This is a genomic window from Klenkia sp. AC732 (genome assembly GCF_979256525.1).
Window position 1 is genome coordinate 20,905 of the sequence record NZ_CEEDOS010000003.1, and the last position, 25,566, is coordinate 46,470.

Annotated in this window: 26 protein-coding genes and 1 pseudogene; 4 read left to right on the top strand and 23 right to left on the bottom strand. The window is 74.6% G+C overall.

The annotated features are described in order from the left end of the window. The first annotated feature begins 54 nt into the window (after positions 1–54). A complete protein-coding gene (locus AC0IVP_RS01975; protein WP_471754193.1) occupies positions 55–1,548 on the top strand; it encodes an Nramp family divalent metal transporter in 1,494 nt (497 codons plus the stop codon). Between the two features lie 6 nt (positions 1,549–1,554). Here AC0IVP_RS01975 and AC0IVP_RS01980 read toward each other — a convergent pair whose 3' ends face one another. The 5 genes from AC0IVP_RS01980 to dxr all read right to left on the bottom strand — a co-directional run bounded on the left by AC0IVP_RS01980 (position 1,555) and on the right by dxr (position 8,190). Continuing rightward, on the bottom strand, positions 1,555–3,453 hold the full coding sequence (locus AC0IVP_RS01980) for a penicillin-binding transpeptidase domain-containing protein (RefSeq protein WP_471754195.1): 1,899 nt from the start codon (positions 3,451–3,453) through the stop codon (positions 1,555–1,557). 102 nt (positions 3,454–3,555) lie between these two features. Next, complete coding sequence (locus AC0IVP_RS01985; RefSeq protein ID WP_471754197.1) at positions 3,556–4,407, bottom strand: GNAT family N-acetyltransferase; 852 nt, start codon at positions 4,405–4,407, stop codon at positions 3,556–3,558. Between the two features lie 23 nt (positions 4,408–4,430). Next, positions 4,431–5,585 (bottom strand): flavodoxin-dependent (E)-4-hydroxy-3-methylbut-2-enyl-diphosphate synthase, encoded by a 1,155-nt coding sequence (ispG, locus tag AC0IVP_RS01990; protein WP_056288025.1) that lies wholly within the window; start codon positions 5,583–5,585, stop codon positions 4,431–4,433. Positions 5,586–5,600: 15 nt separating this feature from the next. Then, complete coding sequence (locus AC0IVP_RS01995; RefSeq protein ID WP_471754334.1) at positions 5,601–6,992, bottom strand: M50 family metallopeptidase; 1,392 nt, start codon at positions 6,990–6,992, stop codon at positions 5,601–5,603. Between the two features lies 1 nt (position 6,993). Beyond that, positions 6,994–8,190 carry a 1-deoxy-D-xylulose-5-phosphate reductoisomerase gene (dxr, locus tag AC0IVP_RS02000; RefSeq protein WP_056288033.1) on the bottom strand — a complete coding sequence of 399 codons (1,197 nt, stop codon included), beginning with the start codon at positions 8,188–8,190 and terminating at the stop codon, positions 6,994–6,996. A gap of 98 nt (positions 8,191–8,288) precedes the next feature. Here dxr and AC0IVP_RS02005 point away from each other — a divergent pair, with 98 nt between their 5' ends. Further along, complete coding sequence (locus AC0IVP_RS02005) at positions 8,289–8,606, top strand: DUF2631 domain-containing protein (RefSeq protein WP_056288036.1); 318 nt, start codon at positions 8,289–8,291, stop codon at positions 8,604–8,606. 96 nt (positions 8,607–8,702) lie between these two features. Here AC0IVP_RS02005 and rlmN read toward each other — a convergent pair whose 3' ends face one another. The 3 genes from rlmN to AC0IVP_RS02020 all read right to left on the bottom strand — a co-directional run bounded on the left by rlmN (position 8,703) and on the right by AC0IVP_RS02020 (position 11,555). Continuing rightward, complete coding sequence (gene rlmN, locus AC0IVP_RS02010) at positions 8,703–9,908, bottom strand: dual-specificity RNA methyltransferase RlmN (RefSeq protein WP_471754199.1); 1,206 nt, start codon at positions 9,906–9,908, stop codon at positions 8,703–8,705. 75 nt (positions 9,909–9,983) lie between these two features. Further along, positions 9,984–10,793 (bottom strand): hypothetical protein, encoded by an 810-nt coding sequence (locus AC0IVP_RS02015; RefSeq protein ID WP_471754201.1) that lies wholly within the window; start codon positions 10,791–10,793, stop codon positions 9,984–9,986. Between the two features lie 81 nt (positions 10,794–10,874). Continuing rightward, positions 10,875–11,555 carry a TrmH family RNA methyltransferase gene (locus AC0IVP_RS02020; protein WP_471754203.1) on the bottom strand — a complete coding sequence of 227 codons (681 nt, stop codon included), beginning with the start codon at positions 11,553–11,555 and terminating at the stop codon, positions 10,875–10,877. 60 nt (positions 11,556–11,615) lie between these two features. On the opposite strand from AC0IVP_RS02020, the gene AC0IVP_RS02025 reads away from it, so the two are divergent. Next, positions 11,616–11,951, top strand: a complete 336-nt coding sequence (locus AC0IVP_RS02025; RefSeq protein WP_471754205.1) for a DUF952 domain-containing protein — start codon at positions 11,616–11,618, stop codon at positions 11,949–11,951. On the opposite strand, the gene AC0IVP_RS02030 is transcribed toward AC0IVP_RS02025, so the two are convergent. The 5 genes from AC0IVP_RS02030 to rpsB all read right to left on the bottom strand — a co-directional run bounded on the left by AC0IVP_RS02030 (position 11,948) and on the right by rpsB (position 16,671). Further along, positions 11,948–13,153 carry a phosphatidate cytidylyltransferase gene (locus AC0IVP_RS02030; protein WP_471754207.1) on the bottom strand — a complete coding sequence of 402 codons (1,206 nt, stop codon included), beginning with the start codon at positions 13,151–13,153 and terminating at the stop codon, positions 11,948–11,950. The genes AC0IVP_RS02025 and AC0IVP_RS02030 overlap by 4 nt on opposite strands. Before the next feature lie 28 nt (positions 13,154–13,181). Next, positions 13,182–13,739, bottom strand: coding sequence for a ribosome recycling factor (gene frr, locus AC0IVP_RS02035; protein WP_056288050.1), 558 nt, complete (start codon positions 13,737–13,739; stop codon positions 13,182–13,184). An 89-nt stretch (positions 13,740–13,828) separates the two neighbouring features. Continuing rightward, on the bottom strand, positions 13,829–14,596 hold the full coding sequence (gene pyrH / locus AC0IVP_RS02040; protein ID WP_056288055.1) for a UMP kinase: 768 nt from the start codon (positions 14,594–14,596) through the stop codon (positions 13,829–13,831). A gap of 140 nt (positions 14,597–14,736) precedes the next feature. After that, entirely contained in the window at positions 14,737–15,552 is an 816-nt protein-coding gene (gene tsf / locus AC0IVP_RS02045) for a translation elongation factor Ts (RefSeq protein ID WP_056288058.1), read from the bottom strand. A gap of 147 nt (positions 15,553–15,699) precedes the next feature. Next, positions 15,700–16,671, bottom strand: a complete 972-nt coding sequence (gene rpsB, locus AC0IVP_RS02050) for a 30S ribosomal protein S2 (protein WP_471754209.1) — start codon at positions 16,669–16,671, stop codon at positions 15,700–15,702. Positions 16,672–16,837: 166 nt separating this feature from the next. Between rpsB and AC0IVP_RS02055 the strand changes: the two are divergent. Then, positions 16,838–17,494, top strand: a pseudogene (locus AC0IVP_RS02055) (murein hydrolase activator EnvC family protein); the annotation flags it as partial. Positions 17,495–17,563: 69 nt separating this feature from the next. On the opposite strand, the gene AC0IVP_RS02060 reads toward AC0IVP_RS02055, so the two are convergent. The 10 genes from AC0IVP_RS02060 to AC0IVP_RS02105 form a co-directional block, all read right to left on the bottom strand. Further along, positions 17,564–17,941, bottom strand: a complete 378-nt coding sequence (locus AC0IVP_RS02060; protein WP_056288064.1) for a DUF4267 domain-containing protein — start codon at positions 17,939–17,941, stop codon at positions 17,564–17,566. Further along, positions 17,938–18,540 carry a hypothetical protein gene (locus AC0IVP_RS02065; protein WP_471754211.1) on the bottom strand — a complete coding sequence of 201 codons (603 nt, stop codon included), beginning with the start codon at positions 18,538–18,540 and terminating at the stop codon, positions 17,938–17,940. The genes AC0IVP_RS02060 and AC0IVP_RS02065 overlap by 4 nt, the downstream gene beginning before the upstream one ends. Next, positions 18,537–19,220, bottom strand: a complete 684-nt coding sequence (locus AC0IVP_RS02070; protein WP_471754213.1) for a class I SAM-dependent methyltransferase — start codon at positions 19,218–19,220, stop codon at positions 18,537–18,539. The genes AC0IVP_RS02065 and AC0IVP_RS02070 overlap by 4 nt, the downstream gene beginning before the upstream one ends. Positions 19,221–19,341: 121 nt before the next feature. Continuing rightward, complete coding sequence (gene whiG, locus AC0IVP_RS02075; RefSeq protein WP_235564242.1) at positions 19,342–20,187, bottom strand: RNA polymerase sigma factor WhiG; 846 nt, start codon at positions 20,185–20,187, stop codon at positions 19,342–19,344. A gap of 59 nt (positions 20,188–20,246) precedes the next feature. Then, positions 20,247–21,209: a tyrosine recombinase XerC gene (locus AC0IVP_RS02080; RefSeq protein WP_471754215.1), complete on the bottom strand. Its 963-nt coding sequence runs from the start codon at positions 21,207–21,209 to the stop codon at positions 20,247–20,249. A gap of 31 nt (positions 21,210–21,240) precedes the next feature. Continuing rightward, positions 21,241–22,461 carry a DNA-processing protein DprA gene (dprA, locus tag AC0IVP_RS02085; protein WP_471754217.1) on the bottom strand — a complete coding sequence of 407 codons (1,221 nt, stop codon included), beginning with the start codon at positions 22,459–22,461 and terminating at the stop codon, positions 21,241–21,243. Next, a complete protein-coding gene (locus AC0IVP_RS02090) occupies positions 22,458–23,975 on the bottom strand; it encodes a YifB family Mg chelatase-like AAA ATPase (RefSeq protein ID WP_471754220.1) in 1,518 nt (505 codons plus the stop codon). Before AC0IVP_RS02090 ends, dprA begins: the two co-directional genes overlap by 4 nt. Then, positions 23,975–24,361: a YraN family protein gene (locus AC0IVP_RS02095; protein ID WP_056288078.1), complete on the bottom strand. Its 387-nt coding sequence runs from the start codon at positions 24,359–24,361 to the stop codon at positions 23,975–23,977. The genes AC0IVP_RS02090 and AC0IVP_RS02095 overlap by 1 nt, the downstream gene beginning before the upstream one ends. 115 nt (positions 24,362–24,476) lie before the next feature. Beyond that, a complete protein-coding gene (locus AC0IVP_RS02100) occupies positions 24,477–24,797 on the bottom strand; it encodes a DUF2469 domain-containing protein (protein ID WP_056288081.1) in 321 nt (106 codons plus the stop codon). After that, complete coding sequence (locus tag AC0IVP_RS02105) at positions 24,794–25,555, bottom strand: ribonuclease HII (RefSeq protein WP_471754222.1); 762 nt, start codon at positions 25,553–25,555, stop codon at positions 24,794–24,796. The genes AC0IVP_RS02100 and AC0IVP_RS02105 overlap by 4 nt, the downstream gene beginning before the upstream one ends. Positions 25,556–25,566: the final 11 nt, after the last annotated feature.

Genomic DNA, 25,566 nt, shown 5'->3' on the forward strand with positions numbered 1-25,566 from the left:
GCACCCGCGGGCCACGACCTGCGAGAGGGCTGTGCGCCGTCCAGGATCGGCTGCATGTCCGCACGAGACGACGTCGGTCCCGCCGACCCACCCGCCGAGTCCGCCGCCGACCCGCTGGCCGCGCAGGAACCCGGGCGCACCTTCCCCACCGCCGGTGGCCGGCTGCCGATGCCCGGCACCGCCGACCTGCCCGAGCCCCGGCCGCTGCGCAAGGTGCTGGGTCCCGGCGTCATCGGTGCCGGGATCGGGCTGGCGTCGGGTGAGTTCGTGCTCTACCCCTACATCGCCAGCGAGGTGGGGCTGTCGTTCCTGTGGGCGGCGTTCGTGGGGGTCACCCTGCAGCTGTTCATCAACATGGAGATCGAGCGCTACACCCTGGCCACCGGGGAGACCGCGCTCACCGGGTTCTCCCGGCTGTGGCGGCACTGGGGCCTGGTCTTCGGGCTGCTGACGATCCTGGCCAACCTGTGGCCCGGGTGGGCGACCAGCTCGGCCACCGTGCTGACTTACGCCGTCGGCGGCGGTGACGTCACCCTCATCGCGCTGCTGATGCTCGGCTCGATCGGGCTGGTGCTGACCCTGTCCCCGGTGGTCTACACCGCAGTCGAGCGCATCGAGTTCGTCAAGGTGGGCGCGGTGCTGGCGTTCATCGTCATCGCCTTCGTCGCCGTCGTCGGCGCGGACGACGTCGCCGAGACCCGCCGGGTGGTGACCGACTTCGGCTCGGTGCCCAGCCAGCTCGGCCTGGCCCTGGTGCTGGGTGCGCTGGCCTTCGCCGGCGGTGGCGGCGGGCAGAACCTGGTGCAGAGCAACTGGATCAGGGACAAGGGCTTCGGCATGGGTGCCCGCATCCCGCGGCTGGTGTCCCCGGTGACCGGGGAGGACCAGGCCGAGCCCTCCACCGGGTTCCTCTTCCCGCCCACCCCGGACAACCTGCGCCGGTGGAAGGGCTGGTGGCGGGTCGCCAACACCGAGCAGATGGTCAGCTTCTGGTTCCTCACCTGGCTCACCATCTCGGCCACGTCCGTCATCGCCTACGCCACCGTCTTCGGTGCCGACACCCCCGGCAACGACATCAGCTTCCTGCAGACCGAGGGCCAGGTGCTGGCCGACACGGTGGGCAGCTGGTTCGGCACGTTCTTCTGGTGGATCGGGGCCGTGTCGCTCTACGCGGCCGCGCTGGGCATCTGCGACTACACCGCCCGACTGGTCGCCGACACCGTCAAGGTGACCTACCTGGCCGGCTCGGAGCGCTGGAGCGAGAGCCGCATCTACTCGACGGTCGTCTGGGGCTTGCTGGTGGTGGGCGCCGTCGTCCTGCTGTCCGGGTTCGACCAGCCACTCGTGCTGCTGGTGATCAGCTCCGTGGTCGGCGGCTTCATGATGTTCGTCTACTCGATCCTGCTCATCCGGCTCAACCGGACCGCGCTGCCCCAGGCGATCCGGGTCCGCGGCTACCGGCTGGTCGTCATGGTGGTCGCGGTGCTGGTGTTCGGCGGGATCTCCGCGGTGATCATCGGCAACCAGGTGCTCAACCCCGGCGGCTGAGGGACCTCACTGGCCGAGGCCGGCCAGGAAGGCATCGGCGACGCCGACCGCGACGCTGCTGGACTGGCCGGCCTCCACCAGGACCGCGAAGGCGAGGTCGCCCTGCGGGCCGCCGAGCTGGTACCCGACGAACCAGCCGTGCGAGTCCGGCGGGACGGCGGTGCCGAACTCGGCGGTCCCGGTCTTGCCGTAGACCTCGCCCCGGCCCGTCAGTGCAGTGGCTGTACCGGACAGCACCACCTCGCGCATCATCGGCCGGAGCTGGTCGAGCACCGCCTGCCCGGGGCCCGCGGGCGCCGCACCGGCGGGCTCGGCGCCGACCACCTCGACCGGCGCGGCCGGGGTGCCGCTGGCGATGCCGGCGGCGACGAGCGCCATCTGCGCGGGGCTCATCAGGACCTGGCCCTGGCCGATGGCGTCGGCGGCCTTGGTCGTCCCGGTGCTGGTGGCCGGGACCGTGCCGGAGAAGACCCCGACCGGCAGCTGCCACTCGGTGCCCACGCCGTAGGACGCCGCGGCCGCGGACAGCCCGTCGTCGGGCAGCGTCAGCCCCTGCTCGATGAAGGTCGTGTTGCAGGACTGGGCGAAGGCCTGCGTGAAGGGCACCGTGCCCAGGTCGAACTGGTCCTCGTTCTCGAACTCCCGCCCGTCGACGACGGTGGTGCCCGGGCAGGGCACGGCGGTGTCCGGGGTGAGCGTGCCCGCCGACAACAGCGCGGTGGCGGTGATGGTCTTCATGCTCGACCCGGGCGGGAACTGCCCGGTGAGCGCGTTGGCGGCGTTGGCCGCCTCGTTGGAGCTGACCGCCAGCACCTCCCCGGTGCCGGGCCGGACGACGACCAGGTGGGTGGCCAGTGACTGGCCGGCGACGGCGGCGTCGGCCGAGCTCTGCACGGCGGGCACCAGAGGGGTCTGCACGGGGGTGCCGGGCACCGGGTCGACCGAGCCGACGACCGAACCGGTGTCCCCGGTGCTCTCGTCCAGGCTGATGACGGCGACGGTGAAGCCCGCCGTCCCGGTCAGCTGCTGCTGGTAGGCGCGCTGCAGGCCCGACAGCCCCAGTCGGTCGCCGGCGGCGTACAGCGGCCGGCCGTCCTCCCCGGTGGTCTCCTCGAGGACCTCCGCGGTGCCGTCACCCACCCGACCCAGCAGAGCGGCACCGAAACGCGCGGTGGGTGCCAGCAACCGGGTGCTGGTGGGGAACACCGCCCCGGGCAGGTCGAAGACCTGGGCCCGGACCGCCTCGAAGTCGGGACGGCGCAGGGTGATGACCGGGACGAACTGGCCGCTGGGCACGGCCTGCACGTCAGCGGTGATCTCCTCGGCCGACACCCCGGTGGCCGCGGACAGCCCGGCGGCCAGGGCCGCCAGGTCGGTCACCTGGGCGGTGTCCACCCCGACGTCCACGACCTCGGTCTCGGTGAACAGCGGGGCGCCGGCCGCGTCGGTGATCGCGGCGCGCTCGGGGAGCGCCCGGGTCAGCTGCAGGTGCTGTCCCGTGGCGAGCTCGGGGTGCACGACCGTGGGTGCCGCGACCACCTGCCAGCTCGCGTCGTCCCCCTCGCCGGAACGGCGGAGGTCCAGGGTGGCGGTGTAGGTCCAGTCCGGGGCCGCGGCCAGGTCCCAGGTCGCGGTCCACCCGGCGGTGGCCGCGGCCTCGTCGGAGGCGGTGACCTCGACGTCGCCCAGTTCCGCGGCCAGGGTCGCCTCGGGCAGGTCGGTGGCGGTCTGCTCCAGCAGCGTCGTGGTGGCCGCGGCGTCCGTGGTCCCGCCGGCCGCGGCGGCCAGGTCGCCCCCGCTCCAGTCCTCCAGGAACGCCTGTGCGGCGTCCCGGGCCCCGTCCGCCGGGTCAGCCGAGGACGTGCAGGCCGCCAGCACCGGGCCACCCAGCAGGGCCGTCGTCACCAGCAGGACCGTTCCCCGTCGTCTGCGCACACCCCCACCCTGGCAGACGCCCCCGACGGTCCAGGGCGGACACGGGGCACGACAGGGGGTGGACCCCGCAGCTCAGAAGAGGATCGAGGCGTACGTGCCGACGTCGCGGAACCCGACCCGGGCGTAGGCCGCCCGGGCCGCTGTGTTGAAGTCGTTGACGTAGAGGCTGACCACGGGGGCGATGGCCCGCCGGGCGTACTCGACCACGGCCGCCGTCCCCGCCTGGCCGATGCCGCGGCCCCGGTGGCGAGGTGCGACCCAGACGCCCTGCACCTGACAGGCGGCCCGGGACACGGCGCCGACCTCGGCCTTGAAGACCACCTCGCCGTGCTCGATCCAGGCCAGTGACTGGCCGGCCCGGACCAGCTCGGTGACCCGGGCCCGGTAGCCGGCCCCGCCGTCCACCCGCAGCGGGCTGACGCCCACCTCCTCGGTGAACATCGCGATCGCCGCGGGCAGCAGGGTCTCCAGCTGGGCGAGCCGGACCGGCTGCACCCTCGGCTCGGCCGGCACCGACGGAGGCCCGTCGATGGCCAGCAGCGGCTGGTTGACCCGTTCGTCGCGGGCCGGGCCCCAGTGCGGGCGCAGGCGTTCCCACAGCGGCGCCACCGAGGCCGCCGGCCCGACGATCGTCGAGCACCGCCGTCCCCCACGCCGGGCGCGGTCGGCGAAGGCGCGGGCGGCCTCGGCCTCGGCACCGGCCCGGGCGAAGGGGATCAGGTTCGCCCCGGCCAGGCAGACGGCGTCCAGCCGCCCCCCGGTGCCCAGCCCCCACAGCGGGGCCCCGAGGGTGGCGACGGCGACCCCGTGGGTCTCGATGCGCCCGGCGAGCATGCACGCCGCGACCGGGTCGGTGTCCAGCAGTGCCCGCACCGCGGGCTCGTCCGAGGTGTCCAGCACCCGGGCGGGGAGCGCGCGCAGCACGGCCGGAGTCGGGAGGAGACGGATCAGGAGACGCTGACGACGGGCGCCCCGGAGGCCACCCCGTCGTCGGCCTGCTGCTCGGCGATCTTGAAGGCCTCCTCGATGAGGGTCTCCACGATCATCGACTCCGGCACGGTCTTGACCACCTCGCCCTTGACGAAGATCTGGCCCTTGCCGTTGCCCGAGGCGACCCCGAGGTCGGCTTCGCGGGCCTCCCCCGGCCCGTTGACGACGCAGCCCATGACGGCGACGCGCAGCGGGATCTCCATGCCCTCCAGGCCCGCGGTGACCTCGTCGGCCAGCTTGTAGACGTCGACCTGGGCACGCCCGCAGGAGGGGCAGGACACGATCTCCAGGCCGCGCTGCTTGAGGTTCAGCGACTCCAGGATCTGCAGGCCGACCTTGACCTCCTCGACCGGCGGGGCCGACAGGGAGACCCGGATCGTGTCACCGATGCCGCGGGAGAGCAGCGCGCCGAAGGCCACGGCGGACTTGATGGTCCCCTGGAACTGCGGGCCGGCCTCGGTGACGCCCAGGTGCAGCGGGTAGTCGCACTGCTCGGCCAGCAGCTCGTAGGCGCGGACCATGACCACCGGGTCGTTGTGCTTCACCGAGATCTTGATGTCGCGGAAGTCGTGCTCCTCGAACAGCGAGCACTCCCACAGCGCGGACTCGACCAGCGCCTCGGGGGTGGCCTTGCCGTACTTGGCCAGCAGTCGCTTGTCCAGCGAGCCGGCGTTGACGCCGATGCGGATCGGGGTGCCGTGCTCCTTGGCCGCCTTGGCGATGTCGCCGACCTTGTCGTCGAACTTCTTGATGTTGCCCGGGTTGACCCGGACCGCGGCACAGCCGGCCTCGATCGCGGCGAACACGTAGCGCGGCTGGAAGTGGATGTCGGCGATCACCGGGATCTGCGACTTGGTCGCGATCGCCTTGAGCGCCTCGGCGTCGTCGGTGTCCGGGACGGCGACCCGCACGATCTGGCAACCCGATGCGGTGAGCTCCGCGATCTGCTGCAGCGTGGCGTTGATGTCGGCGGTCTTGGTGGTGCACATCGACTGCACGCTGACCGGGGAGTCACTGCCGACACCGACGGTGCCGACCTGCAGCTGGCGGGTCTTGCGGCGGGGGGCGAGCACGGGCGGCGGCGGCATGGGCATGCCGAGAGCGACGGTCACGGGTCCAGTGTCCTCTTACTGCAGCGTGATGGGGTTGACGATGTCGGCGACGAGCAGCAGCCCGGACAACACGATGAACAGGCCGGCGACGACGTAGGCCACCGGCATCAACCTGGCGATGTCGAAGGGCCCCGGGTCGGGCCGCCCGCGGAGGCGGGCGACGCTGGAGCGGGCCTTCTCGTAGAGCGCGCCGGCGACGTGCCCGCCGTCCAGCGGGTAGATCGGCAGCAGGTTGAACAGGAAGAGCACCAGGTTGACGCTGGCCAGCAGGGAGAGGAAGAAGCTCAGCTTCTCCAGCCCGCTGAAGTCGGTGAGGGCGAACACCTCACCGGAGATCCGACCGACCCCGACGATGCCGATGGGGCCGTTCTCGTCCCGTTCGTCACCCAGGAAGGCGGCCCCGAACAGCGCCGGGACCCGCTCGGGGATGCCCAGCAGGCGCTCCACGGACTGGCTCACGGTGTTGGCGAAGTACCCGGGCAGCTCGGTGATCGACTGCCGGGCGAAGCCGTAGACCGGGCTCACACCCAGGTAACCGGCGGTGATGACGTCCTCGGCGGTCTGGTCCTCGTAGACGGTGTTCGGGATCGGGGTGACCGTGAGGTCCTGCCGGTCCCCGTCGCGCTCGATGGTCAGCGACAGCGCCTGGTCGGGGTGGCTGCGGATGGCCTGCTGGACGGTGGTCCAGCTGTCCCAGCCGGTGGGCTCCACGGTCTGGCCGTCGATGGCCACGATCGTGTCCCCCGGCCGCAGGCCCGCCTCGGCCGCCGGGCTGGCCAGCGGCAGAGCGCAGTCAGCACTGCCCTCTTCGCACACCCGGCCGGCGTCCGCACCCGAGGTGACGATCGGGACCGAGCAGGGGTCGGTCTCCTCGGGGTCCAGGGTCGCGGTCTCGGCATTGGCCGGCAGCACGCAGGCCGGGACGCTCTCCAACTGGGTGGTGATCACGTTGGCGCCCAGGGCGGTGAGCGTCAGGGTGAAGAACACCAGCGCCAGCACGAGGTTGTTCAGCGGCCCGGCGGCCATCACGATCACCCGCTGCCACCACGGCTTGGCGTAGAACACCCGCCCGCCGTCGGTGGGCAGCACGTCGTTGAGAGCGGCACCGCGGACCTCGGCGATGAAGCTGCGCATCCGGGTGGCGCGCTTGCTCTCGTTGGCCTCGGCCGGCGGGATCATCCCGACGATGCGGATGTAGCCGCCCAGCGGGATGGCCTTGATGCCGTACTCGGTCTCCCCGCGGCGGCGGGAGAACACCGTCGGCCCGAAGCCGACCATGAACTGCGGCACGCGCATGCCGAACTTGCGGGCCCAGAAGAAGTGCCCGAACTCGTGGAAGCCGATCGAGGCCAGCAGTCCGACGAAGAACGCGACGATCCCCAGGACGGTCAGCAGGATCCCGCTCAGCTCAGCCTCCGGCGATCGCGCCGCGCGCGTGCTCCCGGGCCCAGGTCTCCGCGGCCAGCACGTCGTCGACGCAGGTGGGTACGCCGAGGTCCGGCGCCTCGTCGAGGGTACGCGCGATGGTCTGGACGATCCCTGGGAACGACAGCCGACCCGCCAGGAACGCCGCGACCGCCTCCTCGTTGGCCGCGTTGAACACCGCCGGGACGACGCCGCCGGCCTCTCCCGCGGCCCGGGCCAGCCGCACCGCGGGGAACGCCTCCTCGTCCAGCGGGGCGAACTCCCAGGCCGAGGCCGTGGACCAGTCCAGCGCGGGCTGCACGTGCGGCAGCCGGTCGGGCCACGCCAGGGCGAGGGCGATGGGCAGCCGCATGTCCGGCGGGCTGGCCTGGGCGATGGTCGCGCCGTCGGCGAACGTGACCATCGAGTGCACGATCGACTGCGGGTGGACCACGACGTCGACGTCGGCGTACGGCACGTCGAAGAGCAGGTGCGCCTCGATGAGCTCCAGACCCTTGTTGACCAGGGTCGCGCTGTTGACCGTGACGACGGGACCCATGGCCCAGGTGGGGTGTGCAAGGGCCTGCTCGACGGTGACCCCGGCCAGCTCACCGGCGCTGCGCCCCCGGAAGGGCCCGCCGCTGGCGGTCAGCACCATCCGGGCCACCTCCCCCCGGGCACCACCGCGCAGGCACTGCGCGAGCGCCGAGTGCTCGGAGTCGACGGGGACCAGCTGGCCCGGCGCGGCGGCGGCGGTGACCAGCGCACCCCCGGCGACCAGGGACTCCTTGTTGGCCAGCGCCACGGTGCGCCCGGCGCCCAGCGCCGCCAGGGTCGGTCCCAGCCCGATCGAACCGCTGATCCCGTTGAGGACGACGTCGGCCGGCCGGGCGGCCAGCTCCTCGGCGGCCCGCGGCCCGGCCAGGATCTCCGGCAGCCGGTACTGGCCCTGCGACCAGCCGCGCTGCTGCGCGGCGGCGTAGAAGGCCAGCTGCAGGTCCTGCGCCGCGGTCGCGCGGGCCACGGCGACGGTGTCGACCTGCAGGGTCAGCGCCTGCTCGGCCAGCAGGGCGACGTCGGAGCCGCCGGCCGCCAGGCCGGTGACGCGCAACCGGTCGGGGTTGGCCCGCGCCACCTCGATGGCCTGGGTGCCGATCGACCCGGTCGACCCCAGCAGGGTGACCGTGCGGGGGGTGCTCACGTCGTCGGCCTCGTCGTGCGGCTGGTCCTCACGACGCCATCCTCGCCGACCCGTGGCGCGGGCGTGTGGGGCAGGGGCACGCCTGCCATGATGGAGGGGTGAGCGGACGCGACCACCTCGGCCAGCAGACCAGCGCGACCGTCGTCGCCCAGTCCAACCGCGAGGAGGCGATCGTGCGGGCCGGCAGCGAGCCGGTGCACGACACCGACCGCCCGGAGGACTGGGGCTGGCACGGCACCACCGGCAAGAAGGGCCGCATCGGCGTCGTCATCGCCGCGCTGGTGCTGTTCTCCATGCAGTTCACCAACCACGAGGGCAACGTCGAGAACATCTGGCTCAACGCCCTCGTCGTCATCCTGCTGGTGATCCTGGTGTGGGACTGGCGTCGCCGGAAGAACGCCTGGCGCTCGGAGTAGTCCCCCGCGGCTGCGCCCACGGGCCGGCAGCCCAGCAGCGACGAGGCCGGTCTCCCTGCGGGGAGACCGGCCTCGTGCCGTCGTGCCGGGGGGCGGTCAGTCCTGCTCGGCGCCCAGCTCCACGGTGTCCTCGAGCTGCGGCTGGGGCAGCGCCACCGACGGGATGCCCGCGGACTCCGCGAGGTCGGCGGCGGCCAGCTGACCGCAGGCGCCGTCGATGTCCTGACCCCGGGTGTCGCGGACCGTCGTCGCCACGCCGTGGGCCCGCAGCCGGTCCACGAACTCACGCTGGGCGGGCAGCGGGCTGGCATCCCACTTGCTGCCCGGGGTCGGGTTCAGCGGGATCAGGTTCACGTGCGCCAGCCGCTTGGCCAGCCGCTGACCGAGCAGGTCCGCGCGGAAGGGCTGGTCGTTGACGTCGCGGATGAGCGCGTACTCGATCGAGTACCGGCGGCCCGTCCGGCGGGCGTACGCGTCGGCCGCCTCCAGCACCTCGGTGACGTTCCACCGGGTGTTGACCGGGACCAGGGTGTTGCGCAGCTCGTCGTCGGGGGCGTGCAGGCTGACCGCCAGGGTGACGTTGAGGCCCTCCTCGGTCAGCCGGTTGATCGCCGGCACCAGCCCGACCGTGGACACGGTGACCGAGCGCTGGCCCAGCCCCAGGCCGTACGGCGCTGGGGTCAGCAGCGCGTCGAGGGTCTTGCGGACCCGGGCGTAGTTGGCCAACGGCTCCCCCATGCCCATGAAGACCACGTTGGACAGCCGGCCCGGCCCACCGGGGATCTCCCCCGCCGCCATGGACGCCGCCGCGGCGACCGCCTGGCCGATGATCTCCGCCGCCGACAGGTTGCGGGTCAGCCCACCCTGGCCGGTCGCGCAGAACGGGCAGGCCATGCCGCAGCCGGCCTGGCTGGAGATGCACACGGTCGCCCGGCCGGGGTAGCGCATCAGCACGCTCTCCACGAGCGCACCGTCGTGCAGGCGCCACAGGGTCTTGCGGGTGCGCCCGCCGTCGGCGCTCTGGTGCCGGACGACCGTGAGCAGGCCGGGCAGCAGGGCGTCGGCCAGGTCGGCGCGCGCGGCGGCCGGCAGGTCGGTCATCGCCGCGGTGTCGGTGACACCGCCGTAGTAGTGCCGGGCCAGCTGGTCGGCGCGGAACGCGGGGTGCCCCAGCTCGGAGACGGCCTCACGCGCCTGCTCACGGGTCAGGTCGGCGAGGTGGCGCGGCGGCTTGGTGGCGCGGCGCGGGGCGTCGAAGACCAGGGGCAGGGACACGGGTGCGGTCGAGGGCTCAACAGTCATGGCGTCCACCACTGTCCCACCCCCGGGCCCCCGGTGGCTGACCTGCGGGGGTGAGATCCCTCCCGGACGGGCGGTTCAGGCGCCGGCCGGGGTCTCCGGATCCGGCCCCGGGGTGGGGGCAGACGGCGACGTCGGGGTCGTCGGCGTCGTGGGGGTCGTGGGGTCCACCGGGGTCACCGACGTCGAGGGGGTCGTCGGGGTGTCCGTCGGCAGCGGTGCCGGCGGGGTCGGCGTCGGCCCGGTGTCGAGCGCCTCCGTCGGCGACGGCGCGGCCCCGGACACCGGGACGGTGCCGACCGCCAGGGCACCCACCTCCGCGGTGGCCACCGGCGCTGCGCTGCCGGTCGCCGCGGGGTCCCCCGCTGTCGGCGCGGGGGTGGCCGCCGGAGGCAGCACGGCAGGACCGGCTGTCGGTGGGGGCGGCGTCGGCGGGGTGCCGGGCAGCGGGGACACCCGCCCCGGGCCCGTGCCGGCGGTCCGCGGCGGCGCCTCGTCGACCGGGCTCTGCACGGCCGCCGTCCCCACGGCTGAGGAGGGCGCCGTCGTCGGGACGCCGGTGGCCAGCGGGACGACCGCGGGCGGGGAGTCGACGGCGGCCGGGGTGCCGATCGAGGCCGACGCCGTCGCCGGGCCCGGGGCACCCGGCCCGGTGGAGGCGAGCAGCGCACCCAGGACGACGACGCCGGCCGCGAGCAACGCGGCGAGCACCCGACCGGTCACCGGGGTCCTCGGTGGCACCTCCGGCGCGCGGACGGCGCGGGCCGGCTCGTCGCCGCTGACCCACTCCGGGAGCCAGGAGGCGTCCCAGCCGGTCTCCTCGCGGACGTCCACGGCGGCCTCCTCGGGGGTCGCGGTGGGCGGCGGGCGCCGGACCCGGCAGCGCACCGGGCCATGGTGCCCAGCGGGGGCCGGCGACACCGGCAGGCCGGGCGGGGACGGGTTGCCGAGCCCCGGACGCCGCGCCTGTCAGCTCTCGCCCGCCGGTCCGACCGGGGTGGCGTGCCGGCGCACCCAGCCGTGCATCGCGATGCCCGCAGCGACACCGGCGTTCAGCGAGCGGGTCGACCCGTACTGGCTGATGGACACCGTCAGGTCAGCGCCGTCCCGCGCCTGCGCCGTGAGCCCGGGGCCCTCCTCGCCGAAGACGAGCACGCACCGCTCGGGCAGGTCCACCGTCTCCAGGGGCGCCGCCCCGGGTCCGTTGTCCACCGCGACGACCGTCAGGCCGGCCCCGGCGGCGAAGGCCAGCAGCCCGCCGACGTCCGCGTGGTGGCGCAGGTGCTGGTAGCGGTCGGTGACCATGGCACCCCGGCGGTTCCAGCGCCGGCGGCCGACCACGTGCACCTCGGCGGCCAGGAAGGCGTTCGCGGTCCGGACGACGGTCCCGATGTTGAGGTCGTGCCCGAAGTTCTCGATGGCGACGTGGAAGGGGTGCCGCCGGGTGTCCAGGTCGGCCACGACCGCCGCCATCGACCAGTACCGGTAGCGGTCCACCACGTTGCGCCGGTCACCCGCAGCCAGCAGCTCACGGTCGTAGCGCGGGTCCTCGGGCCAGGGACCCACCCACGGCCCGACCCCGACCGAGGTGCCCCACTCGGTGGGTCCCGCGGCCTCGTCGAGCGGTCGGTCCGCCGGATCAGCCTCCACGCCACCAGCCTGGCACGGGTGGACAGGCGCGGGGTGGACAGGTGGGGGTAGACACGGACCGTGCTGCTCCACCTCGCCACCCCGTCCGACTGGTCCGCCGCGCAGGCCGCCGGTGCCGTGCACCCGCTGCCCGCCGTCGGCTTCGTGCACCTGTCGACCCCCGAGCAGGTGCACCTGCCGGCCCAGCGGCTCTTCGACCACACCGACGACCTGCTGCTGCTGGTCCTGGACCCCGAACGGCTCGGGGCTCCGGTCCGGTGGGAGCCCGGCGTGCCCGGTGACCCGGCCAGCATGGTGTTCCCGCACCTGTACGGACCGCTGCCCGTGTCGGCGGTGACGACCGTCGTGCCGTGGCCCCGACCGCGGGGGCCACAGGACCTGCCGGCCCTGGACTAGGCCGGGACGATCGCGGTCAGCAGCAGGTAGGACACCACCGCGGCCGGCAGCAGGGAGTCCATCCGGTCCATCAGGCCGCCGTGCCCGGGCAACAGGGTGCCCATGTCCTTGATGCCCAGGTCGCGCTTGAGCAGGGACTCCCCCAGGTCGCCCAGGGTGGCCGTCAGGGCCATGGCCACACCGAAGACGACGCCACCCCACCAGGGACCGTGGAAGGTCAGCGTCACCAGCAGCACACCGGCCAGCACGCAGGCCGCGACCGACCCGGCCAGCCCCTCCCAGGACTTCTTCGGGCTGACCGAGGGCGCCATCGGGTGCTTGCCGAACAGCACGCCCGCGGCGAACCCGCCGACGTCGCTGCAGACGACGGTGACGATGAAGGCCAGCACCCGGGCGACGCCGTCCTCGGGCACCAGCAGCAGCACCGCGAACCCGGCCAGCAACGGCACGTAGAGCGCCACGAACACCGCCGCGGACGCGTCGCGCAGGTAGCCGCTCGGGCCGTCACCCAGCCGCCACAGCAGCACCGCGAGGGCGGTGAGCAGGAAGCCGACGACCAGCCCGGAGGGCCCACGGGTCCAGGCCAGCCCGATCATCAGCAGGCCCCCGACCAGCACCGGCGGCAGCGGCGGGCGGTGCCCACCGGCGTCCAGGGCCCGGGTCAGCTCGGTGACGCTGACGACCACCGCCAGCGCGATGACGACCAGGAACGCCGGCCGGTAGAGGAACAGGGTGGCCAGCACCACGGCGCCCAGGCCCAGACCCACGCCGACGGCCGAGGCCATGTCGCGACCGGCCCGGCCGGCGCGCGGGGCACCCGAGGGCGTGTCCCGCGGGGCGGCACCGGTGGCCTCCGCGCCGAGCGCGCCGGGCAGCGCGGTCAGCGGCGGCTCGTCGACGTCGTCGGTGACCGGGGTGGCCGGGGGCGGCACCTCGGGGAGGTCCCCGGTCCGGGCCACCGGCTCGTCCCCGGGACCCGGTGCCGGGAGGCCGCCGTCGGCGCCGTGCCTCCGGTCGCCCGGTGCGGGGTCGGGCTCGCGGCCTGGGCCGTCGGTCACGCGGTCGACCTCCTGCAGGGCGATCAGCGGCATGGGGCCGGTGTCCCCGGGCTCGGCGTAGCCCGCCCGGCGACCGCTGCCCGCCCCCCGGCGCGCAGGACTCCCCGGGCCGGGGTCGAGCGGGTCGGGCGGGCTGGCAGGCATGGTGGCGCGTCCCTCGGGGTGGGTCGACTCAGACGTCGAGCAGCTCGGTCTCTTTGTTCTTCATGGCCTCGTCGATGCCCGCGACGTGCTGGGCGGTCAGGTCGTCGAGCTCCTTCTCCGCGCGACGGACCTCGTCCTCGCCGGCCTCGCCGTCCTTGTTGATCCGGTCCAGCTCCTCCTTGGCCCGGCGACGGACGTTGCGGATGGCGACCTTGGCGTCCTCGCCCTTGCTGCGGGCCTGCTTGACCAGGTCCCGGCGACGCTCCTCGGTCAGCTGCGGGAACACGACCCGGATCAGCTGCCCGTCGTTGGTCGGGTTCACCCCGAGGTCGGAGTTGCGCACGGCCTTCTCGATGGCCTGCAGCTGGCCTGCGTCGTAGGGCTTGATGACGGCCATCCGCGCCTCGGGGATGGTGATGGAGGCCATCTGCGGCACCGGGGTCATCGCGCCGTAGTAGTCCACGGCGATCCGGTTGAACATCGACGGGGCGGCGCGCCCGGTGCGCACCGATCCGAGGTCCTCGCGGGCGACCGACAGGGCCTTGTCCATCCGCTCCTCGGCGTCGAGCAGGGTGTCGTCGATCACGGTGTTCTCCTCCTGGGGGCCGGCGGGCCGGCCCGGTGGTACGAGCGGGTGGTCAGCGTGCGGGACGTCCTACCCCGGAACGCTCCGGGTCAGGCGGGACGACTGATCAGCGTGCCGATCTTCTCACCCGCCACCGCACGGGCGATGTTGCCGTCGCGGAGCAGGTTGAAGACCACGATGGGCATGCGGTTGTCCATGCACAGGCTGATCGCGGTGGCGTCGGCGACGGCGAGCTGGTCGGTGAGCACCTTCGCGTAGTCCAGGTCGGTGTACATCGTGGCGGAGGGGGTCGTCCGCGGGTCGGCGTCGTAGACGCCGTCGACGCCGTTCTTGCCCATCAGCAGCACCTGGCACTCGATCTCCAGGGCGCGCTGGGCGGCAACGGTGTCGGTGGAGAAGTACGGCATCCCGGCCCCGGCCCCGAAGATGACCAGCCGCCCCTTCTCCAGGTGCCGCATCGCCTTGCGCGGGATGTAGGGCTCGGCGACCTGGCCCATGGTGATCGCGGTCTGCACCCGGGTCTCGATGCCGGCCTTCTCGCAGAAGTCCTGCAGGGCCAGGCAGTTCATGACCGTGCCGAGCATGCCCATGTAGTCGGCGTGCCCCCGGTCCATCCCGGCCTGGGAGAGCTCGGCACCCCGGAAGAAGTTCCCGCCGCCGACCACGATGGCCACCTGGGTCCCCCGGGCGACCACGACGGCCAGCTGCTCGGCGATGTCCCGGATGATCACCGGGTCCACCCCGACCTTGCCACCCCCGAAGGCCTCACCGGAGAGCTTGAGCAGCACCCGGTCGTAGCCCCCGACGTCGGCGGCACGGAAGGCGGTGGGCGCCGAGAGGGGCGGGGTCTGGGTCACGGGGGTCCTCGTCTGTGGTGCCGTGGGGTTCTGGACGATCCTGCCGCACGGCTCGGTGCCGGTGCGGCCGGTGGTGCCGGACAGACCACCGGCCCCGTCCCTGGGCAGGGGCGGGGCCGGTGGCTGCGTCCGGGTGTGGCTCAGGCCTGGCCGACCTCGAACCGGGCGAACCGGTCGACGGTCAGACCGGCCTCGTCGATGACCTGCTTCACCGTGCGCTTGGGCTCGGTGATGGAGGGCTGCTCCAGGAGGACGAAGTCCTTGTAGTAGGCGTTGACCCGACCCTCGACGATCTTGACGATCGCCTGCTCGGGCTTGCCCTCCTCCTTCGCGGTCTGCTCGGCGACGCGACGCTCGGTCTCGACCGTCTCGGCCGGGACCTCGTCGCGGGTGAGGAAGCGCGGGCGGGCGGCGGCGATGTGCATCGCCAGCGACCGGGCGGCCTCCTCGGTGCCGGCCGAGTACTGCACCGCGACACCGATGGCCGGGGGCAGGTCGGTGGCCCGCTTGTGCAGGTAGACCGCGGTCGGGCCCTCGAAGACGACGAAGCGCGAGAGCACGAGCTTCTCGCCGATCCGGGCGGACTCGCCCTCGACCAGCTTCTCGACCGTCTGGCCGTCGACCTCGGTGGCCAGCAGCGCGGCGGCATCCGCCGGCTTGCTCTGCAGCGCGATGTCGAGCAGTCGCTCGGCCAGCGCGGCGAAGTCGGTGTTCTTGGCGACGAAGTCGGTCTCGCAGTCGAGCTCGAGCAGCGCGCCGTCGCGGGTGACGACGAGGCCGTTGGTCGTCGAGCGCTCCAGGCGCTTGCCGACGTCCTTGGCGCCCTTGACGCGCAGGATCTCGATGGCCTTGTCGTAGTCGCCGTCGGACTCCGTCAGGGCCTTCTTGCAGTCCATCATGCCGGCGCCGGTGGCGTCGCGCAGACGCTTGACGTCGGTCGCTGTGACAGCAGCCATGTCACTTCCTCTTCTGTGCGGTGCTGGGGGCGGCCCCGTCCGTCCGGCGCGGCGAGCGCGCGGGGCCGGGGCCCTTCGGGGGTGCTGGGGACGTGCGGCGGCGCCGCCCCCCGGTCCGGTGATGGACAGGGGGACGGCGCCGTCGTGTCACGCCTGGGTGGTGCCGGACTCCGCGGTGGCCTCGGCGGCGGGCTCGCCCGCGTTGGGGGCCTGCTCCGAGGGGGTGACGACGGCGTCGGCAGCGGGGGCGTCGGCAGCGGGGGCGTCGGCAGCCGGTGCGGCAGCGTCGGCCGGGACCGAGCTGTCGGCCGGGGCAGCGGCGTCGGCGCCCTGACCGCCGGTCAGCAGCTCCTTCTCCCAGTCGGCCAGCGGCTCGGCCGCGGGGGTGCCGACCTGGGCGTCCTCGCCACGACCGGCGTTGGCCTGTGCGGCCGAACGGGCCATCAGGCCCTCGGCGACGGCGTCGGCGATGACCCGGGTGAGCAGGGCGGCGCTGCGGATGGCGTCGTCGTTGCCCGGGATCTTGTAGTCGACCTCGTCGGGGTCGCAGTTGGTGTCGAGGATCGCGACGACGGGGATGCCCAGCTTGCGGGCCTCGCCGACGGCGATGTGCTCCTTCTTGGTGTCGACGACCCAGACCGCGCTCGGGACCTTCTTCATGTCCCGGATGCCGCCGAGCGAGCGCTCGAGCTTGGCCTTCTCACGCGAGAGGAGCAGCTGCTCCTTCTTGGAGAGGCTGACCAGCGAACCGGTCTGCTCCAGGTCCTCGAGCTCCTTGAGGCGCTCGAGCCGCTTGTAGACGGTCTGGAAGTTGGTGAGCATGCCGCCCAGCCAGCGCTGGTTCACGTAGGGCATGCCGACGCGGGTCGCCTGCTCGGCGATGACCTCCTGCGCCTGGCGCTTGGTCCCGATGAACATGATCGAACCGCCGTGGGCGACGGTCTGCTTCACGAACTCGTAGGCCTGGTCGATGTAACCCAGCGTCTGCTGGATGTCGATGATGTAGATGCCGTTGCGCTCGGTGAAGATGAAGCGCTTCATCTTCGGGTTCCAGCGACGGGTCTGGTGCCCGAAGTGGACCCCGCTGTCGAGCAGGTTCTTCATGGTGACGACTGCCACGGGGCGCCGCCTCTCTGTGTGCGTGCGCAGCCCCCGGCCCTCCGGCCGGTCGACCGCACTCTCGGTTGACGCGGGCACCTCGTGGTGCGCCGCCCTGGCGTCCCGGCGGGCCACTCCCCCGACGAACGGGACCGAGGTGACGACCGCCCCACCGCGTGGCGGTGGGATGGGGACGCGCGAAGTCGACCGGTCCGGAGACCGGTCGCGTCCCTCAGCATACGCCCTCGGAGGTCGCGCTCCCCGCCGGTCCTCCACAGGCCGACCCGCCGTCCACAGGTTCGACGCTCGGCGTCCCGGCGACCCGTGGGCGGGCGAGGCTGCCGGGGTGTCCCCCGACCCGCTCCTCCCCCCACGGACCGCGGTCGGCCGACCGGTGTCGCTGCTCGTCCTGACGCTGCTGGCCGTCCTCCTGGTGGGTCCCGGGTCACCGGGACCCGCCCGCGCCGGCCCCGCCGTCGGCCCGGCGCCGGCCGGGCTGTACGGATGGCCGCTGAGCGGCACCCCGCCGGTGGTGCGGGCCTTCGACCCGTCGGTGACGCGCTACGGCCCGGGCCACCGCGGTGCCGACCTCGGTGGTGCCGACGGGGCGTCCGTGCTGGCCGCCGGCGCCGGCACCGTGGCCTTCGCCGGGATGGTCGCCGGTCGGCCGGTCGTCAGCGTGGACCACCCCGGCGGGCTGCGCACCACCTACGAACCGGTCACCCCGCTCGTCTCGGCGGGCCAGACCGTCGTCCGCGGCTCGCCGCTGGGCACCCTGTCGGCCGGTCACGAGGGGTGCCCGGCCGCGGCCTGCCTGCACTGGGGCCTCCGGCGGGGCGAGGTGTACCTGGACCCGGTGATGCTGCTGGTGCCCCCGAGGGTCCGGCTCCTCCCGTGGGAGGGCCCGGGACGGTCAGTCGCGGTGCCAGTGCGCGAAGCCGGCCGCCGAGGTGGCCAGGACCAGCAGGGACAGCACGGCACTGCGCGTCCTCGTGTCCCCGCCCCGGGTGGCGACGAGCACGGCGGCCGCGTCGACGCCGGTGAGCAGCAGCGTCACCTCGGTGGTGCGCTGCGCCTGCGGCGGGGGGCTGACCAGCAACGCCGCACCCATCGCGATGTTGCGCGCGGCGACCAGCCGGACCAGCAGCGGCAGGGCGCGGTCCTCGTGGGTGGCCCGGGCGTCCACGCCGAGCAGGCGGGCCATCCGGCGCGGGGCGAACAGCGCGACGGTGCCCAACCACATCGACAGCGAACCGATGGACAGGCGGGTGGTCACCCAGGGGTCGGTCATGCCGGGGCCCTTCCCCGGTCGCCGGGGGCTCCAACCGCCGAGACGGGGCCCCGCCCGGCGGCGAGCACCAGCACGACGGCCAGGAACGGCAACGTCACCGCACTGGCGACCACGTCGCTCACCGCCGCGACGGAGAAGGCACCCACCGAGGGTGCCTCCAGCGGCCCCAGCACCCGGCCGACCCCGAGCGCGGCCACCGAGGCCGGCACGGTCAGCAGCGCGGAGACCGCACCGCCGGCCAGCACACCGGCCAGCACCGTCCCCGGCGCCCGCCGGACGGCGTCCCACCCCGCGCGGGTCCCCCGGACCAGGGCGCCCGACCACCGGCTGCCGCCACCCACCCCCAGCACCCGGACCGCCACCCCGGTCACCCACAGCTGGGCCACGGTCGCCGTGAGCACCCCGACGACGTCCGCGGCGAGGGCCGCTCCCCGACCGGGGACGTCCCAGACCAGGACCTGGCGCAGCACGTCGGGCACCGTGTTCACCAGCGTCGCGGCGAGGGCCGCCGTGTAGAGCGCGCCGGCGTGCCGGCGCACCAGGCCCAGGGCGACGCGCAGGACACGTCCCGGCGGCCGGGACGGCGCAGGCCGGGTCACCGGCGGGTCGCCACGCCCAGCAGCCAGCAGCCCCCGGCCCGGCTGCGGTGCCGCCGGGCGGGGACGTCGAACCCGGCGCCCTCCAGGGCGGCGAGCAGCTCGTCCTCGGTGAAGCGGTCCGCCGGGTGGCGCGAGACCGCACGCAGCACCGGGTTGTCCACGAACCGGGCCGTCATCTCCGCGTAGGCCAGCTGCCCGCCCGGGCGGAGGACCCGGGCGTACTCGGCGACCGCAGCCGGCCAGTCGACGACGTGGTGCAGCGTGTGCAGGGAGACGACCAGGTCCACCGCGTCGTCGGCCACCGGCAGCGCAGTGGCGTCGGCGCGCTCCACCCGCACCCGGTCACCCAGGTCGGCCAGCGCCCGCCGGGAGGACTCGACCGAGACCTGGTGCAGGTCGAACGCCCGGACGTCGTCGGCCCCCAACCGGGTCACCGCGACCCGCGCCCCCAGCCCCCGCCGTCCGGTGCCGACGTCCAGTGCAGTCGCCCCGCGGGCACCCAGCTCGGACAGCACCCGCCCCTCGACCCCGAGGCCGATCCGGAACCGCAGCCGGGAGTCGACCCAGACCCGGTTGGCGTCCACGTACGTCGGCGGCGGGGTGCGTCGGGGGCGGTCCGGGACACCCGGGGACGGTGTGGGGCGCAGGGTCGTCGTGCGGGCGGTCTCGGACGCGGTCACCTTCGCACCGCTACCCGGGACCCCCGGGCCGACACACCTCGGGGCGGCTCCCGGCCGGGAGCCGCCCCGAGGTCGGCGGTTGGTGCGGGAGCTCAGGTGCAGGAGCTCCGGTGCGGTGGGCTCAGGCGATGTCGGCGAGCTTGGTCCGCAGGTGCAGCACGGCCTTGGTGTGCAGCTGGCAGATCCGGCTCTCGGTGACGCCGAGGACGCGGCCGATCTCGGCCAGGGTGAGCCCCTCGAAGTAGTAGAGGCTGACCACGACCTTCTCCCGGTCGGGCAGCTGCTCGACCGCACGGGCCAGCAGCTGACGCGCCTCGCCGTGCTCGGCCATCGCCTGCGGGTCCAGCGCCGAGGAGTCCTGCAGGGTGTCGACCAGCCGGGGGGCGCTGCCGTCGTCGTCGCCGAGCAGCTCGTCCAGGGCCACGACGTTGACCAGCGACAGCTGCCCGAGGAACTTGCGGATCTCCTCGACCTCGACGCCCATCTCCGCGGCGACCTCGCTGTCGGTGGGGCTGCGCTGGAGCTTGGTCTCCAGCGAGGCGACGGTCCGCTCGAACTCCCGGGCCCGCATCCGCACCGAACGCGGGATCCAGTCGGTGGAGCGCAGCTCGTCGATGATCGCGCCCCGGATGCGGGCCATCGCGTAGCTCTCGAACTTGACCTCGCGGGAGGGCTCGTACCGGGTGATCGCGTCGATGAGGCCGAAGGTCCCGTAGGACACCAGGTCGGCCTGCTCGACGTGCGCGGGCAGACCACTGCCCACCCGGCCTGCGACGTACTTGACCAGCGGCGCGTAGTGCAGGATCAGCCGGTCCCGCAGGCCGGAGTCCCGGCCCGCGACGTAGCGCGCCCACAGGTCGGCCAGCGCGGCGTCGGCCGGGTCGATCGTCTTCTGCGCCGCGGCGGCCGGCTGGCCCTCCGCGGTCGCGTCGTCGGCGCCGAGGCGGCGCACCGGTGCCTCAGGCACGGACCCGCCCCCGCGCGGTCGTGCTGTGCCGACTCATCCCCGTCACTCCGTCGTCCCCCTCAGGCTCGTGGGTGTGCTCGCGCGTGGACCGCCCGGAGCCGTTCGACCGTCACGTGCGTGTACACCTGCGTCGTCGCGAGGCTAGCGTGGCCGAGCAGCTCCTGGACCGACCGGAGGTCGGCGCCCCCCTCCAGGACGTGGGTGGCGGCCGAGTGACGGAGCCCGTGCGGGCCCACGTCGGGGGCCCCGGGCACGGCCGCGACCGCGGTGTGCACCACCCGGCGGGCCTCCCGCGGGTCGAGCCGGCCGCCGCGCACCCCCAGCAGCAACGCGGGACCACTGGTGGGCCGGGCCAGCACGGGGCGCCCCGAGCTCAGCCAGGCGTCCAGCGCGGCACCGGCGGGCAGGCCGTAGGGCACCGACCGCTCCTTGCGCCCCTTGCCCAGCACGCGCAGCAGCCGGCGGCCGCGGTCGACGTCGTCGACGTCGAGGCCGACGAGCTCACCGACCCGGACGCCGCTGGCGTAGAGCAGTTCCACCACCAGCGTGTCGCGCAGCGCGACGGCGGCCACCTCGGGTCCAGCACCGGCGTCGGCGGGCGGCTCGGGCCGGTGGTCGAGGACGGCGCGGGCCTGGTCGGCACCGAGCACCTCGGGCAGCGTCCGGTGCGCCCTGGGGCTGGCCAGCCGCAGCCCGACGTCGTCGGGGGTCAGGCCGGTGCGCCGGAGGTGGGCGGTGAACGACCGCGCCGAGGCCGCCCGGCGGGCGGTGGTGGTCCGCCCGTCGCCGCGCGTACGCCCCAGCGCCAGCCAGCTGCGCAGCACGGCCAGGTCCAGGTCCCCGACCCCCCGGCCCCCACGTCGGGTGAGGTGGTCCAGCAGGGACACCACGTCGCCGGTGTAGGCCCGCACGGTGTGCTCGGACAGGTCGCGCTCCAGGCGGAGGTGGTCGGCCCAGGCGTCCAGCGGCTCGGTGAGCGCCGGGGGCAGGGCCGCGCGCAGCGTCGCGGTCCGACTGGTCACCGGTCGAGCCTGCGCCGCGCCCGGGGCCGGGTCAACCAGCCGCGCCGCCCACCGCGGCGTCCCGGGTCACCCGCCACCCGGTCCCGGTCCACTCGACGAGGCCGGTCAGCTCCAGGGCGGGCAGCACCCGCAGCACGTCCAGCTCGCTGCAGCCGGCCGCGACGGCCAACCGCTCCGGGGGCACCCCCACCCGCACCGGGCAGGCGTCCAGCACCCGCCGGGCGATGTCGGACAGCTCGTCCCGCGGGCCGGTCGAGGTCACCGCGACCGCGGCCAGGTCGGTGCCCAGGTCACCGACCGCCTCGACGACGTCGGCCGCGGAGGTGACCAGCAGGGCCGGCTGCTCCCCCGCCCGCATCAGCTGGTGGCACCCCACGCTCAGGGCGCTGGTGACCGGCCCGGGCACGGCCATGAGCACCTTGCCCAGCGACCGGGCCCGGTGGGCCGTGGCCTGCGCCCCCGAGCGGGCGGCCGCCTCGACGACGACGGTGCCCCGGGTGAGCGCGGCGATGAGCCTGTTGCGGACCAGGAACCGATGACGCAGCGGGGCACAGCCCGGGGGCCACTCGCTGACCAGCAGGCCGTCCTCCAGGACCCGGTCGAAGAGGCGGGCGTGGCCGGCCGGGTAGGGCCGGTCCACCCCGCAGGCGAGGACGACGACGGTCGGCCCGCCGGCGGCGACCGCACCCCGGTGGGCCGCGGCGTCGATGCCGAACGCCCCGCCGGACACGGTGGTGAACCCCCGGCCGGTGAGGCCGTGCGCGAGATCGCCGGCCACGTGCTCGCCGTAGGCGGTGCTCGCCCGGGACCCCACGAGGGCCACCGAGCGGTCGACGAGGGCGTCCAGCCGGGCCGGACCCCGCACCCACAACGCCAGCGGGGGCACCAGGGCGGTGGTGCGGTCCACGCCGGCGGGCTGCCGGTCGGCGGCCAGGGTGAGGCTGTGCAGCGGGAGCGCGGGCCACTCGTCGTCCTCGGGGGTGACCAGCCGGGCGCCGAGCACGTCGGCCCGGCGCAGGTCCTCCACCGACCGGTCCTCCCCCGCCCGGGCACCGACCAACGCCTGCAGCCGGGACGGCGCGGTCTGCCCGGCCAGCGCCTGCGCGGCACCCACCGGACCGTGGTGCTCGACCCACCGCCACAGCTCGGTGCTGCCCGGCTCGACCGCCCGGGTCAGCCAGGCCCGCGCCCGACGGCGGAGCTCGGGGTCCGCGGGGTCGCCACGCAGCGCCGTCGACAGGTCGGCGGTCATGCCGCCACCCGCTGCAGCCGCAGCCCCAGCGCCTCGGTGACCTCGTCGGCGCCCGGGACGTCACGGCCGGCCAGGTCGCTCAACGTCCAGGCGACCCGCAGCACCCGGTCGAAGCCGCGCAGGGACAGGGCCCCGCGCTCCAGGGCCCGCTCGGCGAGCACCAGAGCGGCCCGGGGCACCGGCCAGCGCTCGCGGAGCAGCCGGCCGGGCACCTCCCCCGTCGTCCGCAGGCCCGTGCCGGCCAGCCGTTGCGCGGCGACCGCCCGTGCCGCGGCCACCCGGGCCGCCACCACCGCGGTGGCCTCCGGGGCGGCGACGGCGTCCAGCCAAGCCGCACGGGTGACCGGCGGCAGCTCCACCCGCAGGTCGATGCGGTCCAGCAGGGGCCCGGACAGCCGGGAGCCGTACCGGCGGCGTTCCAGCGAGCTGCAGGTGCAGGCGGTGTCCCCGGCGGCGCTGGCGCACGGGCAGGGGTTGGCCGCCAGCACCAGCTGCACCCGGCACGGGAACGTCGCCGACCCGTGTGCCCGGTGGATCGTCACCGACCCGCGCTCCAGCGGCTGGCGCAGCGTGTCGAGCACCGCGCGGGGGAACTCGGGCGCCTCGTCCAGGAACAGGACCCCGGCGTGGGCCCGGCTCAGCGCGCCCGGCCTGATCTGCCCGGACCCGCCGCCCACCAGCGAGACCGTCGTCGCCGAGTGGTGGGGGGCCTCGAAGGGCGGCCGGCTGACCAGCGGCGCGCCGCCGGGCAGCGTGCCGGCCACCGAGGCGATCGCGGTCACCTCGGTGGCCGTCGCCTCGTCCAGGAGCGGCAGGAGCCCGGGCAGCCGTTCGGCGAGCATCGTCTTGCCCGCCCCGGGCGGACCGGACAGGAGGAGGTGGTGCCCACCCGCCGCGGCGACCTCGACGGCCCGACGGCCGGTGGCCTGCCCGACCACGTCGGCGAGGTCCGGGCCGGGCGGTACCGGAGGGCCGGGCGCCCGGACGTGCGCCGCGAGCCGCCGCTTGCCCGAGAGATGACCCAGGACCTGCCCGAGGTCGTCGACCGCGACCACCTCGGTGCCGGGCAGCAGCGCGGCCTCGTCGGCGTTCTCCGCCGGCACCACGACGCGCCGCCGACCGGCACGTGCAGCGGCGAGGACCGCCGGCAGCACCCCCCGGACCGCGCGGACCCCGCCGTCCAGCCCCAGCTCGCCGAGGAAGACGACGTCGTCCGCGCAGCCCTCGGGCAGGGTGCCGGACGCGGCGAGGACGGCGACCGCGATGGCCAGGTCGAAGCCGCTGCCCTGCTTGGGCATCGAGGCCGGGGACAGACCGATGGTGACCCGGCGCTGCGGGAAGTCCAGACCGGTGTTGCCCAGGGCCGCGCGGACGCGGTCCAGCGACTGGCGGACGACCGCGTCGGGCAGCCCGACCAGGACCGTGCCGGGCAGCCCGTTCGCGATGTCGACCTCGACCTCGACCAGGGCCCCGGTGACGCCGGCCAGCCCGACCGACCAGGTGCGGGCCAGCATCAGAACGCCGCCGGCAGGTGGGTGACCTCGGCCGGACGGCCCGGGCGGACCAGCACCGCCACCACGTCGAAGCGCAGCTCGCGGGCGTGGTGGTCGTGTGCGGCGAGCCACTGCAACGCCAGGGAGCGCAGCCGCTGCTGCTTCAGCGGGGTCACCGCGGCGGCGGGGAACCCGTACCCGGTGCCCCGGCGGGCCTTCACCTCGCAGAAGACGATCGCGTCGCCGTCCCGGGCCACCACGTCCAGCTCACCGTGCCGCGTCCGCCAGTTGCGGTCGAGCACGGTGAGCCCGCGGTCGGTCAGGTACCCGACGGCGAGCTGCTCCCCGAGGGCGCCCAGGGCGGCACGGGTGAGCGGGGGCGGGGGTCTGGTCTCGCTGCTGGCCACGCCGCGAGCCTGGGACCCCGGCGTCCCGCGCGGGGCGCCGTCCGCGGGTCTGTGGACGCGCCCCCCACGTGTGGACGACGGCGGGCGCGACCACCCGCGGTGTGCTCAGCGGGGGTCAGGTGATCCGGGGGTTCTCCGGCAGCTCGAGGTCGGGCTTGTCCAGCTCCTCGACGTTGACGTCCTTGAACGTCACGACCCGGACGTTCTTGACGAACCGGGCGGGGCGGTACATGTCCCACACCCACGCGTCGGACAGCTTCAGCTCGAAGTAGACCTCGCCGGCGGCGTCCCGGACCTGCAGGTCCACGCTGTTGGCCAGGTAGAACCGGCGCTCGGTCTCCACGACGTAGGAGAACTGCCGGACGATGTCCTTGTACTCGCGATAGAGCTGCAGCTCCATCTCGGTCTCGTACTTCTCGAGGTCCTCGGTGCTCATCGCAGGTGCTCCACGGGCGTCGGGGACTGGTCCACCGGCCCATCATCGTGCATGCCGGCGGCCGGTGGCACCCGGCGCCCGCGCGCGGCGTGTGCGTCGCGGGCCCGGACCACGTTGACGAAGCGGGACCGGTGCTCGGAGCAGGGGCCGTGCCGGTGCAGCGCGGCGGTGTGCAGGTCGGTCGTGTAGCCCTTGTGGACGTCGAAGTCGTACTGCGGGAAACGCTGGTGCAGGTCGACCATCATGCGGTCCCGGGTGACCTTGGCCAGCACGGACGCCGCGGCGACGCAGGCCGCGACCCGGTCGCCCTTCCACACCGCGAGGGTGGGCTGGGCCAGGCCGGTGACCGGGAAGCCGTCGGTCAGCACGTAGTCCGGGGTGAGCCCCAGGGTGGACACCGCCCGGCGCAGCGCCTCGATGTTGGTGACGTGCATGCCGCGCGCGTCCAGCTCGGGGACGTCGACGACCACCACCGACCAGGCGAGCGCCCGGTCGACGACCTCGTCGTACACCTTCTCGCGGGTGGCCGCGGTCAGCAGCTTGGAGTCGGCGAGCCCGGGGACCCGGCCGCGACGCCCGGCAGGCAGGACGCAGGCGGCAGCGACCAGCGGGCCGGCACACGCGCCGCGGCCGGCCTCGTCGGCACCGGCGATCGTGGTGAACCCGCGACGCCGCAGCGAGCCCTCCATCGACCAGAGCGCGTCGGTCCGGGCTGTGGAGGGGGCGGTGCGGGTCCGGGTGGCGGTCGGAGTGGCCATCGCCGACCGAC

Coding starts and splice junctions, on each gene's coding strand:
- AC0IVP_RS01975 (WP_471754193.1), top strand. CDS start 55: ATGTCCGCACGAGACGACGTCGGTCCCGCCGACCCACCCGCCGAGTCC.
- rlmN (WP_471754199.1), bottom strand. CDS start 9,908: ATGACTGTTGAGCCCTCGACCGCACCCGTGTCCCTGCCCCTGGTCTTC.
- AC0IVP_RS02030 (WP_471754207.1), bottom strand. CDS start 13,153: ATGCCTGCCAGCCCGCCCGACCCGCTCGACCCCGGCCCGGGGAGTCCT.
- tsf (WP_056288058.1), bottom strand. CDS start 15,552: ATGGCTGCTGTCACAGCGACCGACGTCAAGCGTCTGCGCGACGCCACC.
- AC0IVP_RS02060 (WP_056288064.1), bottom strand. CDS start 17,941: ATGACCGACCCCTGGGTGACCACCCGCCTGTCCATCGGTTCGCTGTCG.
- dprA (WP_471754217.1), bottom strand. CDS start 22,461: ATGACCGCCGACCTGTCGACGGCGCTGCGTGGCGACCCCGCGGACCCC.
- AC0IVP_RS02090 (WP_471754220.1), bottom strand. CDS start 23,975: ATGCTGGCCCGCACCTGGTCGGTCGGGCTGGCCGGCGTCACCGGGGCC.
- AC0IVP_RS02100 (WP_056288081.1), bottom strand. CDS start 24,797: ATGAGCACCGAGGACCTCGAGAAGTACGAGACCGAGATGGAGCTGCAG.
- AC0IVP_RS02105 (WP_471754222.1), bottom strand. CDS start 25,555: ATGGCCACTCCGACCGCCACCCGGACCCGCACCGCCCCCTCCACAGCC.